The following is a 14,294-nucleotide window of genomic DNA, read 5'->3' on the forward strand; positions in this document are numbered from 1 at the left end:
GACATGGCCGCAAATCCTGGGGGCGGCGCGCGCGGCGCGCCTGCAATGTTCGGTCTGGCAAGTGACGATGCAGCAGTATGCCGCAACGCCACGGGCGCCGGCCCGCCGCGTGGAGGGGCACGCCGCGGGTGGCCGGCAGGCCGGCAAGTGCCGTGTGGCGCGCAATGCGGCGGCGCCGGTGGCACGTCATGCCGCAAGGATAATGTGCGGGCCCGGACGCCCGTATTTCGGCGCCCGGCGCTTTTATTACAGCGGATTACCAGCGCCCCGGGTGTAACCTCCGGAAACAAAACCGCCCGGCCAAACCGGCATGTGTGGCGCCGGGGCTGACTATCATGTGCCTATGCGAACGAACCAGCCTACCCAGATCCTCGTCGTCGACGACGATCCCGAACTTCGCGACCTGCTGCGCGAGTACCTGACCCAGCAGGGCTTTGCCGTCTCGGTGATGCATGACGGCGACGGCCTGCAGGCGCGCCTGGAGCGCGAGCGCCCGGCGCTGATCGTGCTGGACCTGATGATGCCCAAGGTCGACGGCCTGACCGCGCTGCGCAACCTGCGCGCCAAGAACGACGACATCCCCGTAATCCTGCTCACGGCCCGCAGCGACGAGATCGACCGCATCGTCGGGCTCGAGATCGGCGCCGACGACTACCTCGGCAAGCCGTTCTCGCCGCGCGAGCTGCTGGCGCGCATCAACGCCGTGCTGCGCCGCAAGCTGGCACGCCCCGCGGCCGCGCCCGAGGACCGCGAATCGGTCGCCTTCGGCCCGTTCCGCGTCAATTTCCGCCAGCGCACGCTGGGCCGTGCCGGCCAGACGCTGTCGATCAGCGATACCGAGTTCGCGCTGCTCAAGCTGCTGCTGATGCATCCGCTCGAAGTGCTGTCGCGCGAGCGCATCGTCGAGCTGATGTACGGCAGCGCCAGCGGCATCAGCGACCGCGGTATCGACGTGCAGATCTGGCGCCTGCGCCGGCTGCTCGATGAAGACGCGCAGCGCCCGCGCTATATCCAGACCGTGCGCGGGCGCGGCTATACCTTCGTGCCCGACGAAGCGGAAGAGATGTCCGCGGGACTCCCCGAATAATGGCCGCGGCGCCCGCCCCCTGGCGCCGCATGCCACCAGAGCCTGCTTTCCGATGAAGTTGCGACGTATCGACACCCTGTTCGGCCGCATTGCGCTGCTGATTGCCGCCGTGCTTGTGATCAGCCATTTCTCATGGCTGGCCATCCTGCGCATGGACCGCCGCCAGCAGCAGGTGGACTATTCAGTCGAGCAGATGCTGTTCCAGCTCGACAGCATCGAGCGCGCGCTCGACGCGCGTCCGCCGGCGAAGCTGCCCAGCCTGGTTGAGACAGCCAACACGGCCGACGCCGAAGAGCATGCCGTCGTGCCCAAGGGCGGGCGCTCGCGCCGGCTGGTCGAGCAGTTCATCGGCAGGCTGCCGCAGGGCACCGAGATCCGGCTGGAGGACGAGACCACGCCGCGCATCTGGATCAAGCTGCCCAGCCGGGCCCGCTGGATCGCCATGCCGATCCTCTGGGTCCACAATCCGCCGCCTGACAACCGGCTGGTGCCTGGCGTGATGCTGGTGGTGGGCGTGGCCATCGTCTTTGCCGTGCTGATCGCCTGGCAGATCCAGCGGCCGGTGCGCGACATGGCCAATGCGGCAGAGCTGCTGTCGCGCCAGCACGCCGTGCCGCCGCTGCGCGAGCGCGGCCCGCATGAGCTGCGCCAGCTGATCGAGCGTTTCAACCGCATGGTGGCCGACCTGGCGCGCATCGACCAGGAGCGCAACACCATGCTGGCCGGCATCGCGCATGACCTGAAGACACCGCTGGCGCGGCTGCGCCTGCGCGCCGAGATGCTGGCCGATCCCAAGGCCGCCGCGGGGGTGACGCGCGACGTCGAGTCCATGTCGGCCATCGTCGAGCAGTTCCTGAGCTTCGCGCAGACCAGCGAGTCGACCGCGCGCCCGGTGCCGGTGGACCGGCGCGTCAATGAGCTGGCCGCGTCGCTGGCCGAGCAGGAGCGCCAGGTGGTGCTGTCGCTGGGCGCGGGCGAGGGCTTCCGCATGATCGCCACGCAGCTGGACCGGATCGTCGGCAACCTGGTCGACAACGCCTACGCGTATGGCAAGCCGCCGGTATGCATCGCGACCGCGCGCACGCCGGAGGGTTACCTGCTGGTGGTGGAGGATCAGGGCGCCGGCATTCCCGAGGATGACAAGGAACGCGCCACGCTGCCCTTTGTGCGGCTGGACCCGGCCCGGGGCGGCAATGCGCATTCCGGGCTGGGGCTGGCGATCGTGGACCGGCTGGTGCGGCAGGCGGGTGGGAAGCTGAACCTGGTGAATGCCGATGGTGGCGGGTTCCGGGTGGAGATGCTGTTCGGGGCAGCCGAGGCCTGAGCCGGCGTCAGGGCTGCCTCAGGCCGTTTTCAGACCTTCTTTTTCTCCCCGATCCGGCTTTCCTTCCCGGCCAGCAGCTTGGCAATATTCTGCCGGTGCCGCGCAATCAGCAGCACGCTGATCACGAAGATCGCCCCCGTCATCACATCCACGCCGTTCATCAGCACATAAAAGAACGGCGCGAAGATCGCCGCCACCAGTGCCGCCAGCGACGAGTAGCGGAAGAAGAACGCGATGATCAGCCACGTGGCCAGCGTGCCCAGGCCGAGGATCGGGTCGATGGCGAGCAGGATGCCGGCCGCGGTGGCCACGCCCTTGCCGCCGGCGAAGCGGTGGTACACCGGGAACAGGTGCCCCAGGAAGACCGCCAGCGCCACCATGGCCAGGCCGGTTTCGTTGAGCCCGTAGGCCGGCCCGAAGCGCGCGGCCAGCCATACCGCCAGCCAGCCCTTCAGGGCATCGCCGATCAGCGTCAGGATGGCGGCCTTCTTGTTGCCGGTGCGCAGCACGTTGGTGGCACCGGGATTGCCGGAGCCATAGGAGTGCGGGTCCGGCAGCCCCATCAGCTTGCTGACGACCACAGCGAAGGAAACGGAGCCGATCAGGTAGGCGGCGAGGGCGAATAGCAGATTGGCCATGTGTAGTGGGGTGTTTTCAGGCTGGCGCGATTGTAGCGCGGCAGGGGCCTCGCTACGTCCGTGACTTCCCGGATTGGCATCGAGGCTGCCCTCGGTTTGCGCGGGGGCACTCAGTCAGGCAGTGCGCATTGCACCGGCTGGGCGTCCACCAGCATGGGCAGCAGCTTCGGGTCCACGCTGACAAGGTAGCCGCGGCGCCCGCCGTTGATATAGATGCGCGCCAGCTCCAGCACGGTCGATTCGACGTAGACCGGCATGCGCTTGCGCGTGCCGAAGGGCGAGGTGCCGCCCACCATGTAGCCGCTGTGGCGCTGCGCCACCTCGGGCTTGCACGGCTGCACGCTCTTGCGGCCGGCCTGGCGCGCCAGGTTCTTGGTCGAGACCGAGCAGTCGCCGTGCATCAGCACCACCAGCGGCTGCGCGCGCTCGTCTTCCATGATCAGGGTCTTGATCACGTCGTGCTCGGGAACGCCCAGCTGGCGCGCCGATTCGCCGGTGCCGCCGTGCTCGACATAGTTATACGGATGCTCGCCGAAGGCGACGCCATGCTTGCGCAGGTACTGCGTCGCGGGGGTTTCTGATACGTGCCTGGTCTTGCTCATGACAGTGGTCGCCGCCCGCTTGCTCAGCCGCGCGGATGGTGCTGCTGGTGCAGCTCGCGCAGGCGTTCGCGGGCGACGTGCGTATAGATCTGGGTGGTGGAAATATCGGCGTGGCCCAGCAGCAGCTGCACCACGCGCAGGTCGGCGCCGTGGTTGAGCAGGTGCGTGGCAAAGGCGTGCCGCAGCGTGTGCGGCGACAGCGGCGCGTGCACGCCGGCATCGCGCGCATGGCGCTTGATCAGGTGCCAGAACGCCTGCCGCGTCATGCCTTCGCCGCGCTGCGTGACAAAGAGCGCGTCGCAGGCGCGCCCGGCCAGCAGCGCGGGGCGCGCACTGGCCAGGTAGCGGCGCAGCCAGTCGCCGGCCTGCTGGCCGAACGGCACCAGCCGCTCCTTGTCGCCCTTGCCGCCGACCACGCGCGCCACGCCTTCGTTCAGGCCGATCTCGATGGTCTTCATCTGCGTGAGCTCCGACACGCGCAGCCCGCTGGCGTACATCAGTTCCAGCATGGTGCGGTCGCGCAGCCCCAGCGGCGTGTCGGTGTCGGGCGCTTCGAGCAGCGCGTCGACCTGGGACTCGGTCAGGGTCTTGGGGTAGCGCGGCGGCTGCTTGGCGGGGCGCAGCAGCAGGCAGGGGTCGGCTTCGACCAGGTGTTCGCGCAGCGCCCACTGGTAGAAGCGGCGGAACACCGCCAGGCGACGGTTGGCCGACGAGGCGCGGCTCTGCGTGTGACGTGCGTTGAAGTAGGCCGACAGCGCGCCGTCGTCCGCGCCCGGCAACTCGCCGCGGTGCTCATGCTGCAACCAGCGCGCCAGCAGCGTCAGGTCGCGCCGGTAGGCATCGATGGTATTGCGCGAGAGGCCGTCTTCCAGCCACAGCGCGTCGCAGAAGCGGCTGACCAGTGCCACGTCGGCGTCGCTGGGCGCGGCGGCGATGTCAGGTGCCTGGGCGGCGCCGCTCATATCAGCATGGCGCCCTCATGGCGCAGCAGCCAGCGTTTGACGTCGAGGTAGAAGCCGTCTTCGGCATGGTGCGAGAACCCGCCGATGCCGCGCGCCGAGACTACGCGATGGCAGGGGATCACGATCGGGAACGGGTTCTGCCCGCAGGCCTGGCCCACCGCGCGCGGCATCGCGCCGATGGCCTCGGCGAGGGTGCCATAAGTGGTCACCGCGCCGCGCGGCACCGCGCTGATGGCCTGCCACACGCGCTGCTGGAAGTCGCTGCCGGCCGGGGCCAGCGGCAGGTCGAAGGCGGCGTCGGGGTTGGCGTAGTAGGCCTCCAGTTGCGCCGCGAGCTGTTGCGTCAGCGCGTCCGCCGGGGCGCGCGCCTCGACGTGCCCGGGAAGGTACACGATGGCCCGGATGCGCGCGCCGTCCGTGCGCACCCCGATCTTGCCGAAGGGGGCGGGGAGGATGGCGTCATAGGTGGCGGGCATGGCGGTCAGGCTGGGGCGAATGCTGGATTTTAGTGCTTTTTGGCGCGGGCAAGAAAAAAGGGCCGCCTCGCGGCGGCCCTTTGCGGGTGGCGTCACACCGGCCGGATCATTGCTCCAGCTTGATGTTCTGCACCTTCACAAGATTCTTCATCTTGTCGAATTCCTTCTTGATCTCGGCCGCATGCTGCGCCGGCGTGTTGCCCGACGGCTCGGCGCCGGCGGTGCGCAGGCGCTGCTGGAAGTCCTTGTCCTGCAGGGCCTTGACGGCGGCCTCGTTGAGCTTCTTGATGACGTCGTCAGGCGTGCCGGCCGGCGCCACCAGGCCGTACCAGGCCGGGTCGTTCGGCTCCTTCAGGCCCATTTCGCCGAAGGTCGGCACGTTGGGCATGGATTCCAGGCGCTTGTTCCAGGCCACCACGATCGGGCGCAGCTTGCCGGCCTTGATGTAGGGGATCGAAGAGGGCAGGTTGTCCACCATGATCGGCACCTGGCCGGCCAGCACGTCGTTCAGCGCCGGGCCCGCGCCGCGGTACGGGATATGGACCATGAAGGTCTTGGTCGAGACCTTGAACTGCTCGCCCAGCATGTGGCCGAAGCCGCAGGTGCCCGACGAGGCGTACGAATACTTGCCCGGGTTGGCCTTCAGCACGGCCAGGAACTCCTTGTAGTCCTTGGCCGGGAAGCTCGGGTTCACGGCGATCACGTTGGCCACGTTGGCCAGGTTGGTGATGGGCTTGAAGTCCTTGATCGGGTCGTACGACAGCTTGGGGTTGCAGGCCGGGTTCACCGCCATGGTCGAGACCGTGGAGATGCCGATGGTGTAGCCGTCCGGCGCGGCCTTGGCGATCGCGTCGGCACCGATCGAACCGCCCCCGCCGGCGCGGTTCTCCACCACCACGGGCTGGCCCAGGATGCGGCTCATCTGGTCCGCGGCGCCGCGGCCGACGATGTCGGTGGTGCCGCCGGGTGCGAACGGAATGATCAGTCGGATCGGCTTGGTGGGGTAGCTCTGGGCCTGCGCCGCGGTGGCGGCGGCGGCCAGGGCCAGGGTCAGTGCGAGTTTGCCAGCTTGCATGAGATCATGTCTCCCGTCAGGAAATCCGGGCAGGGTGCCGCCCGGAAGAAAAGAAGCCGTCGCCGTGCCACAGGTGGGGCCGTGCGCCGGCAGCGTAATTGTGTCAGCCGCCCAGCAGCCCGCGCTTGACCTCGGCGTCGACCGGGCGCTCGCCCAGGAAGACCCGCAGCACGGCCTGGTAGAAGTCTTCGCCGGGGATCGGCCGGCCGCGAGGCGTGCCGTTGATGGCGATGACGGTCCCCGTCTGCGGGGAAAAATCCAGGTTGATCACGTCGCCCTTGTGCGCGGTGCCGACCTCGCCCAGGGTGCGCTCGAACTGTACCAGCCGCGTGACCAGCCCCTGCATCTGCTGCTCGCTGTGGTTGTTGCGGATACCCTGGCGGATGGCGCGCACGACGTCCGGCGGTTCGGTCTCGCGCAGCATGCGCAACTGTAGCCGCTTTGCGCCGGGCGTGCCCAGCACCAGGGCCGCGTTGCGGGCTTTCTCCTGCAGGTACAGGGCGGCCACGTAGCCCTTGGCCAGGAAGCCCGCGCGCAGGGCGGTGCCGTTGAGCTGCAGTTCCTTGCCGCCCACGCGCGCCGCATCGTCAAAACGTATCCCTTCGATTTCCACCGAGCGTGCCGGCACCGGTACGGCGCCCGCGGCCGTGGCGGCGCACAGCGCCACCAGCACGGCGGCCAGGCGCAGGCAGCGGCCCGGGTGCAGACCAGGGCGGAAGGGGGCTCGGAGGTGGGTGTCCGGGCGCGACGGCGCGGACCGGGTGCGGGACAACATGGCGGCAGGCGTACAACTTGGCATGCCATGCTGGCCTAAATCTGGAAAAATACCTATCCGTATCTGCCCTAGTCCGCACATTACGGTTTTTTGCCGTTATCTACCCCCCGCCACCGCCGCCGCAATCCCGCGCGACGGCCCGCAGGGCAGCTGCCGCGTCATGCCACCGCCACCAAAACAACGATAAATGTCTTCTGCTCTCCTGCTGGTCCCGGACTTCAGCCTGATCCTCATCGGCTGGCTGCTGGTGCGGTATACCCCGTTCGACCGCGCCTTCTGGGGCGGGGTGGAGCGCCTGGTCTACTTCGTGCTGTTCCCGGCGCTGCTGCTGCAGTCGACCAATACCGCGGTGCTGGATTTCTCGTCGACCTCGGCCATGCTGGGGCTGGCGCTGCTGGTGATGGCCACCGGCATGGCCGGCGGCTACGCCGTCAAATGGGTGTTGCGGCCGGATGCGCTGAGCTTTGCCTCGGGCCTGCAGACCGCGTTCCGCTTCAATTCCTATATCGGGCTGGCGCTGGCCTCGCGCCTGGGCGGCTCCGAGGGGCTGGCGCTGATGGCGGTGATCGTCGGCTGCACGGTGCCGCTGTGCAACGTGGCGGCGGTGTGGGCGCTGGCGCGGCACGGCCAGACCGCGCTGTGGAAAGAGCTGGCGCGCAACCCGCTGATCCTGGCCACTGCCGGCGGCCTGCTCACCAACCTGATGGGGCTGCATGCGCCCGAGGTGCTGGGCATGACGCTGAACCGGCTGGGCTCGGCCTCGACCGCGCTGGGGCTGATGACGGTGGGCGCCGGGCTGCAGATGAGCGGTGCCACCGGTACCGCGGGGCCGGTGGCCTGGTGGACCGGGGTCAAGCTGCTGGCGATGCCGTGCGTGGCCTGGCTGGTGGGGCGGCACCTGCCGCTGACCGCGCTGCAGTACCAGATCGTGGTGCTGTATGCCTCGCTGCCCACGGCCTCCAGCGCGTATATCCTGGCGGTGCGCATGGGCGGCAACGGGCCGATGGTGGCGGCGACGATTTCGCTGATGACGGTGGCGGCGATCGTGACCACGCCGCTGTGGCTGGCGCTGGTCAGCTAGTCCGGCGGCGGGCCGCCCTGGGCCAGGGCCCAGTCGATATGCTCGCGCACCAGCGGCGTGGCGCTCTCGCGCCGCTCCAGCAGTGCTGCGCGGATGCGCGCGGCCAGGGCCGCGTCTTCGGCGCGCGTGCCCGACAGCGCCGCGCGCAGGCTGTTGCCCAGCCCCACAGCCAGGTTGCGCAGCCAGCGCTCATGGCCGATGCGGCGGATCGGGCTGCCTTCGAGCCGCTGGTTGAATTCCGCTTCGGTCCACTGGAACAGCGCCACCATGTCGGGCGCGTCGAGCCCGTTGCGCACGTCGAAGTCCGGCACCATGGCCACATGCGCGAACTTGTTCCACGGGCAGGCCAGCTGGCAGTCGTCGCAGCCGTAGACGCGGTTGCCCATGGGCGCGCGGAACTCCACCGGAATCGGGCCCTTGTGCTCGATGGTCAGGTAGGAGATGCAGCGGCGCGCGTCCAGCCGGTACGGCGCCACGATGGCGCGCGTGGGGCAGATGTCCAGGCAGCGGTGGCAGTTGCCGCAGTGGCCGGACTCGGGGGCGTCGGCCGGCAGCGGGATGTCGACCAGGATCTCGCCCAGGAAGAACGTCGAGCCGCCGTCGCGGTCCAGCAGCAGCGTATGCTTGCCGCGCCAGCCGAGCCCGCCCTGGCTGGCCAGCGCCACTTCCATGACGGGTGCGGAATCGGTAAAGACGCGGTAGCCGAATTTTCCGATTTCGGCCTCGATCCGGCTGGCCAGCTGCTGCAAACGGCTGCGCAGCACCTTGTGATAATCGCGGCCGCGCGCATACAGCGACACCACCGCCGTGGCCGGATCGTCCAGCCGCGCCAGCTCGTGCCGGCGCCAGTCGGTGGCGCCGGCCTGCGCGCCGGCAGCCGGAAGGTACGGCATCCGCGCCACGATCGCGCGCACGGTGCCGGGCACCAGTTCGGCCGGCCGGGCGCGCCGCAGGCCGTGGTTCGCCATATAATCCATGTCGCCGTGGTAGCCCTGCGCCAGCCACGCCATCAGCCCCGGCTCGGCATGACTGAGGTCGACATCGGCGATGCGCACCGAGGCAAAGCCCAGTTCCGCGCCCCATGCGCGGATCGACGCGGCCAGTGCCGCAAGTTCCCCGGGGCCCGCGGCCAGGTGGGCGGCGGTGCCGGGAACGGGGGTAGGTGGCGCATCTGCCTGCCCTGGGGCGACTCGGTCGATCATCCCTGAATTGTACGCAATGCCCTTGCTCGAAGAACGCACCCTGACGCTGCCCGACGAAGCCGCCACCGCGCGCCTGGGCGCCGCGCTGGCCGCCGCCGTGCAGGCCATGCCGCCGCGCACGGTGCATGTGCAGCTGTCCGGCGACCTGGGCGCCGGCAAGACCACGCTGACGCGCACGATCCTGCGCGCGCTCGGCCATGCGGGCAAGGTCCGCAGCCCCACCTACACGCTGTGCGAGCCCTACGAGGTGGCCCGCGCCGACGGCTCGCCGCTGACTGTCTACCACTTCGACCTGTACCGCTTTGCCGATCCCGAAGAGTGGATCGACGCGGGTTTTCGCGACTGCTTCGCCGAACCGGCCTTCAACCTGGTCGAGTGGCCGGAAAAGGCCGGCCGCCTGCTCGGGGAACCGGATCTCCATATGTTGCTCCAATCGGACATGGCCGGGGCGGATGATGCCGGCGAGCGGCGGATCGCGACGATGCGCGCCTATACTCACACTGGACTTACCCTGCTGAACGCATGCTGATCAAGCGACTTGCCACCGACCGCCCCGATGGACCCGACGGCCTGCTGCAGGCGCGCCGCAAATGGATGGCGCAGGCACTGAAGCTGGGCGCGGGCACGGCCGTGCTGACCCTGGCCGGCCCGCAGATCGCGTTTGGCGCCGGCATCGTCGCGGTGCGCGTGTGGCCGGCCGAGGACTACACCCGCGTCACCATCGAATCCGATTCCCCGCTGGCCGCCGTGCACCAGATGATCCGCGACCCCGACCGGCTGGTGGTGGACATCGACGGCCTGGACCTGTCGCCCACGCTGCGCGAGCTGGTGGCCAAGATCACCCCGAACGACCCCTATATCCAGACCGTGCGCGTCGGCCAGAACCGCCCGCGCGTGGTCCGCATGGTGTTCGACCTGAAGGAAAACGTGGCGCCGCAGGTGTTCACGCTGGCGCCGATCGGCAGCTACCGCAACCGCCTGGTGTTCGACCTGTACCCGGTCAATCCGCCCGATCCGCTGTGGAAGCTGGTGCGCGACACCGAGGAAAAGCAGCGCCGCTTCGCCACCTCGGACCCGGCGCCGGGCAACGATGGCATCGCCGGCGCGCCGGCCGGTGCCGAGGAAGATGCGATCGGCGCGCTGGTGCGCCGCTTCGACGAGAAGGGCGAGGTGCCGCCCACCACCGCGCCGCTGCCGCCGCCGGTGGCCTCGGCCCGGCCCAGGCCGTCGGCACCGCCGGTGCCGAGCCCCAATGCCCCGGTGGTGCCGCCGGTCGCACGCGACAATCCCACCGCCGAACGGCCCTTCAAGATGCGCCGCCTGCTGACCGTGGCGATCGATCCCGGCCATGGCGGCGAAGACCCGGGCGCGATCGGCGCCGCCGGCTCGCGCGAGAAAGACGTGGTGCTGCAGATCGCGCACCGCCTGCGCGCCAAGATCGATGCCCAGCCCAATATGCGCGCGATGATGACGCGCGACGCCGACTTCTTCGTGCCGCTGAACGTGCGCGTGCAGAAGGCGCGCCGGGTGCAGGCCGACCTGTTCGTATCGATCCACGCCGATGCCTTCCTGTCGCCCGAGGCACGCGGCGCGTCAGTGTTCGCGCTGTCCGAGCGCGGCGCCTCCAGTACCGCGGCTCGCTGGCTGGCCAACAAGGAAAACGCTTCCGACCTGATCGGCGGCGCCAACATGGGCAACAAGGATGCGCAGGTGGCGCGCGTGCTGCTGGACCTGTCCACCACCGCGCAGATCAATGACAGCCTGCAGGTCGGCAAGGCCGTGCTGGGCGAGATCGGCGGCATCAACAAGCTGCACAAGGGCAGCGTCGAGCAGGCCGGGTTTGCGGTGCTGAAGGCGCCGGATATCCCGTCGATCCTGATCGAGACGGCCTTTATCAGCAATCCGGAAGAAGAGCGCAAGCTCAACGATAACGCGCACCAGGAGCAGCTGGCCAATGCCATCCTGAAGGGGATCCGGTCGTACTTCGCGCGCAATCCGCCGCTGTCGAAGAATCCGTCAGTGTGAGTCTGGCGGGCACAAAAAAAACCGGGGCATGCCCCGGCTTTTTCATGGCTGCGTGCCTCAGGCCCGCGCCGCGGCCTGGTCCTCCTGCAAGGCATCGCGGTCGGCATAGCGCGACGCGATCACCGAGCACACGATCAGCTGCAGCTGGTGATAGACCATCAGCGGCAGCACCAGCAGGCCCAGCGCCGGATGGCCGGCAAACAGGATCTTGGCCATCGGGATGCCGTTGGCCAGGCTCTTCTTGGAGCCGCAGAACACCGCCGTGATCTCGTCCTCGACAGAGAAGCCAAGGCGGCGCGCGGTCAGCGTGGTAAAGCCCAGCACCACGAACAGCAGCACCGCGGCGATCAGCATCACTGCGCCGATGGTCTGCCACTGGTACTGGTGCCACAGGCCCTGGGCGGTGGCATCGCAGAATGAGGAATAGACGATCAGCACGATCACGCCGCGGTCGATCTTGTTGGTGATGTGCTTCTTTTTCGCCAGCCAGCTGCCGATCAGCGGACGCAGCATCTGCCCCAGCGCGAACGGCAGCAGCAGTTGCAGCGCCACGCCGGTGAGCGCCTTGCCCAGCGGCATCGAGGCGCCGCTGGCGCTGATCACCAGCCCCATCAGCAGCGGCGTGACCAGCATGCCGATCAGGCCCGAGATGGTGGCGTTGAAGATCGCTCCGGACACATTGCCGCGCGCCATCGAGGTCATGGCCACCGACGACGATACCGTCGACGGCAGCGCGCACAGGAAGAACACGCCCAGCAGCAGGTCCGGCGGCAGCGTATTGCGCAGCGACAGCATCAGCAGCACGCCCACCACCGGGAACACCACGTAGGTGAAGGTCTGCACGAACACATGCAGGCGCCAGTGCTTGGCACCCGACACCAGCTTGTCGCGCGAGAGCGCCGCGCCGTGCAGGAAGAACACCAGCGCCACGCCCAGGCTGGTCACCACGCCCAGGTGCAGCGGGCCGTCGCCGGCGCCGATTTCAGGGGCGGCCAGCGCAATGGCGATGGCCGTCAACATGACGAGAACGAAGCCGTCGATCAGGTCATAGAGTTTCTTGAGCTTGCGGACAATGCGAGACATGACTGCGGGTGGATCCTGCGATGTTAGGGTTTTGCCTAGTATTGGACGCCAGCCAAGTCTAGAATGCAAATTCATTTATAGAATCTATTTATCCGGCCGTTGCATGAATTACACACTGCGCCAGTTGCGCGTCTTCCTGGCCGTGGCCAATACCGGCGGCTTCAGCCGGGCCGCCGATGTGGTCGGCCTGACCCAGCCTGCGGTCAGCCGCGGCGTGGCTGAGCTGGAAGAGGCACTTGGCGTGCGCCTGCTGGACCGCACCACGCGCGAGGTGGTGCTGACCGAGGCCGGCCACGCGCTGGCGCCAGCGCTGGAGCGGCTGCTCGGGCAGCTCGACGACACGCTGGAAGAGACGCGCCAGCTTGGTGAACGCTATCGCGGTCGCGTAGTGATAGCTGGTGCGCCGACGATCTCGGCCCGGCTGATGCCGCTGTACGTGGCCGCCTGCGCCGCCCAGTACCCCGAGATCCGCCTGACCGTGCGTGACAACGTGCAGGCCGACGGCCTGGAGCAGGTGCGCGCCGGCGCCGTGGACTTTGGCGTGCTGATCGATCCGCTGGTGCGCGACGGGCTGGTGGTGGAGCCGGTGGCGACCGACCCGTTCTGCTTTGTCTGCCGGCGCGACCATCCGCTGGCGCAGTCGCCTTCGGTGCCATGGGCGGCGCTGCATGGAATGCAACTGGTGCTGCTGGACTTTGCCTCCGGCAGCCGGCCGCTGATCGACCGCGTGTTCGGCCGGCATGGCGTGGTGCCGCTGGTGGTGCAGGAGCTGGGCCACTCGGCGAGCGTGTTCGGCATGGTCGAGGCCGGCATCGGCGCATCGGTGCTGCCGTCGTTCTCGCTGCCGCTGCCGGCGGCGTCGCCGCTGGTGTGGCGCCCGCTGGTGCCGTGCGAGGAGCGCAGCATCGTCATGGTCCGGCGCGAGGACCGTTCACTGTCGCCGGCCGCGGCGGCGGTGTGGGACCTGGTGCGCCGCCTGACCGTGCGCGCCGAGGCTCCCGCAATGAGCGCCGCGGCCTGACCCGGTCACACTCTGTCAACGCGCGGTGACCATCACCGCTTCCAGTTCAAAGCTGCCGTCGGCCTGTACGCGATAGTGCGCGCGCACTTCCGCAGGCGCCATCTGCCACAGGTGGCGGATGGCCTCCACGGCCACCGGCGCGGTGCGCATGCGCCTGACCCAGCTGTCGAACTCGATGCCGATGCGCCAGATGTCCGATACGGCGATGCCATCGGCGCCAAAGCCTGCCGCCTCGAACATCGACTGCCACCCCGCCGGCGTGTAATCGCGCACGTGCGAGGGATCGCGCAGCAGTTCCACCGATTGCAGCCAGGTATCGCGCAGCGGATCCGGCGCACCGGCAATATCGATCAGCACCACTTTGCCGCCGGGCTTGAGCACCCGCCGGATCTCGGCCAGTGCCGACGGGACGTCGCGCCAGTGGTGCGCGCTCATGCGCGAGACCACCGCGCAGAAGCTGGCATCGTCGAACGGCAGCTGCTCGGCAGCGCCCTGGCGCGTGCGGATATTGGCCAGCCCGCGCTCGCGCGCCGCGGCCTCGACCACGGCCAGCATGTCCGCCGACAGATCGTAAGCCGTCACTTCGCCCGCAATCGCTGCCGCGGCGAAGCTGGCATGGCCCGCGCCGCAGCCCAGGTCCAGCACGCGGCTGCGCGGGCGGCTGGCTGCGGGGATCAGCGCGGCCAGTTCGTCTTTCAGTTGCTGCAGGTCCGCGCCGCTGGCGTGGACGGCGCTGGTGAGGTAGGCGCTGGCGGTGGCGCCGAACTGGGCGGCGACGAGTTCCTGCTGTTGCATGGTGCTGGGCTCCTTGGGCCACGCCCAGATCGGCGGGCGGCCTTCTTTGTTGGGGGAGGGGACTTGCCCGCGAGGCGGGTTCGGCATACTGTAGGCGGGCAGTTTTCCCGGTACAAGTTACCGATTTATCCTGGTATAAGCGGCACCA

15 protein-coding genes are annotated in these 14,294 nt (G+C 68.8%); 6 read left to right on the forward strand and 9 right to left on the reverse strand.

From position 1 onward, the window contains the following. Nucleotides 1-343 precede the first annotated feature (343 nt). On the forward strand, nt 344-1,087 hold the full coding sequence (locus tag AC3WRI_RS25325) for a response regulator (protein ID WP_011614591.1): 744 nt from the start codon (nt 344-346) through the stop codon (nt 1,085-1,087). A 52-nt stretch (nt 1,088-1,139) separates the two neighbouring features. Then, complete coding sequence (locus AC3WRI_RS25330; RefSeq protein ID WP_010812237.1) at nt 1,140-2,411, forward strand: ATP-binding protein; 1,272 nt, start codon at nt 1,140-1,142, stop codon at nt 2,409-2,411. Nucleotides 2,412-2,440: 29 nt separating this feature from the next. Here the strand turns inward: AC3WRI_RS25330 and plsY are convergent, their stop codons facing one another. The 6 genes from plsY to AC3WRI_RS25360 form a co-directional block, all read right to left on the reverse strand. Further along, nucleotides 2,441-3,049: a glycerol-3-phosphate 1-O-acyltransferase PlsY gene (gene plsY, locus AC3WRI_RS25335; protein WP_058698356.1), complete on the reverse strand. Its 609-nt coding sequence runs from the start codon at nt 3,047-3,049 to the stop codon at nt 2,441-2,443. Between the two features lie 110 nt (nt 3,050-3,159). Next, nucleotides 3,160-3,651, reverse strand: a complete 492-nt coding sequence (locus AC3WRI_RS25340) for an aminoacyl-tRNA deacylase (protein ID WP_058698355.1) — start codon at nt 3,649-3,651, stop codon at nt 3,160-3,162. A 23-nt stretch (nt 3,652-3,674) separates the two neighbouring features. Further along, complete coding sequence (xerD, locus tag AC3WRI_RS25345) at nt 3,675-4,613, reverse strand: site-specific tyrosine recombinase XerD (RefSeq protein WP_010812240.1); 939 nt, start codon at nt 4,611-4,613, stop codon at nt 3,675-3,677. Beyond that, nucleotides 4,610-5,089 carry a methylated-DNA--[protein]-cysteine S-methyltransferase gene (locus AC3WRI_RS25350; RefSeq protein WP_492294291.1) on the reverse strand — a complete coding sequence of 160 codons (480 nt, stop codon included), beginning with the start codon at nt 5,087-5,089 and terminating at the stop codon, nt 4,610-4,612. Before AC3WRI_RS25350 ends, xerD begins: the two co-directional genes overlap by 4 nt. A gap of 106 nt (nt 5,090-5,195) precedes the next feature. Beyond that, complete coding sequence (locus tag AC3WRI_RS25355) at nt 5,196-6,164, reverse strand: tripartite tricarboxylate transporter substrate binding protein BugE (RefSeq protein ID WP_010812242.1); 969 nt, start codon at nt 6,162-6,164, stop codon at nt 5,196-5,198. A gap of 103 nt (nt 6,165-6,267) precedes the next feature. Then, nucleotides 6,268-6,939, reverse strand: coding sequence for a chalcone isomerase family protein (locus AC3WRI_RS25360; protein WP_234788248.1), 672 nt, complete (start codon nt 6,937-6,939; stop codon nt 6,268-6,270). Between the two features lie 187 nt (nt 6,940-7,126). Here AC3WRI_RS25360 and AC3WRI_RS25365 point away from each other — a divergent pair, with 187 nt between their 5' ends. After that, nucleotides 7,127-8,020 (forward strand): AEC family transporter, encoded by an 894-nt coding sequence (locus AC3WRI_RS25365; RefSeq protein WP_010812244.1) that lies wholly within the window; start codon nt 7,127-7,129, stop codon nt 8,018-8,020. On the opposite strand, the gene queG is transcribed toward AC3WRI_RS25365, so the two are convergent. Beyond that, the gene (queG, locus tag AC3WRI_RS25370) at nt 8,017-9,222 is read right to left on the reverse strand and encodes a tRNA epoxyqueuosine(34) reductase QueG (protein ID WP_492294292.1); all 1,206 of its coding nucleotides are present in this window, start codon (nt 9,220-9,222) and stop codon (nt 8,017-8,019) included. The genes AC3WRI_RS25365 and queG overlap by 4 nt on opposite strands. A gap of 16 nt (nt 9,223-9,238) precedes the next feature. Between queG and tsaE the strand changes: the two genes are divergently transcribed. Further along, nucleotides 9,239-9,751, forward strand: a complete 513-nt coding sequence (gene tsaE, locus AC3WRI_RS25375; RefSeq protein WP_010812246.1) for a tRNA (adenosine(37)-N6)-threonylcarbamoyltransferase complex ATPase subunit type 1 TsaE — start codon at nt 9,239-9,241, stop codon at nt 9,749-9,751. Next, nucleotides 9,745-11,247 (forward strand): N-acetylmuramoyl-L-alanine amidase, encoded by a 1,503-nt coding sequence (locus AC3WRI_RS25380; protein WP_010812247.1) that lies wholly within the window; start codon nt 9,745-9,747, stop codon nt 11,245-11,247. Before tsaE ends, AC3WRI_RS25380 begins: the two co-directional genes overlap by 7 nt. 57 nt (nt 11,248-11,304) lie before the next feature. Here the strand turns inward: AC3WRI_RS25380 and AC3WRI_RS25385 are convergent, their stop codons facing one another. After that, nucleotides 11,305-12,330 (reverse strand): bile acid:sodium symporter family protein, encoded by a 1,026-nt coding sequence (locus AC3WRI_RS25385; RefSeq protein ID WP_010812248.1) that lies wholly within the window; start codon nt 12,328-12,330, stop codon nt 11,305-11,307. Between the two features lie 103 nt (nt 12,331-12,433). On the opposite strand from AC3WRI_RS25385, the gene AC3WRI_RS25390 reads away from it, so the two are divergent. Continuing rightward, entirely contained in the window at nt 12,434-13,351 is a 918-nt protein-coding gene (locus tag AC3WRI_RS25390; RefSeq protein WP_010812249.1) for a LysR family transcriptional regulator, read from the forward strand. Between the two features lie 15 nt (nt 13,352-13,366). On the opposite strand, the gene AC3WRI_RS25395 is transcribed toward AC3WRI_RS25390, so the two are convergent. Beyond that, nucleotides 13,367-14,146 (reverse strand): class I SAM-dependent methyltransferase, encoded by a 780-nt coding sequence (locus AC3WRI_RS25395; protein WP_010812250.1) that lies wholly within the window; start codon nt 14,144-14,146, stop codon nt 13,367-13,369. Nucleotides 14,147-14,294 lie beyond the last annotated feature (148 nt).

The organism is Cupriavidus sp. FW305-27 (assembly GCF_058787995.1).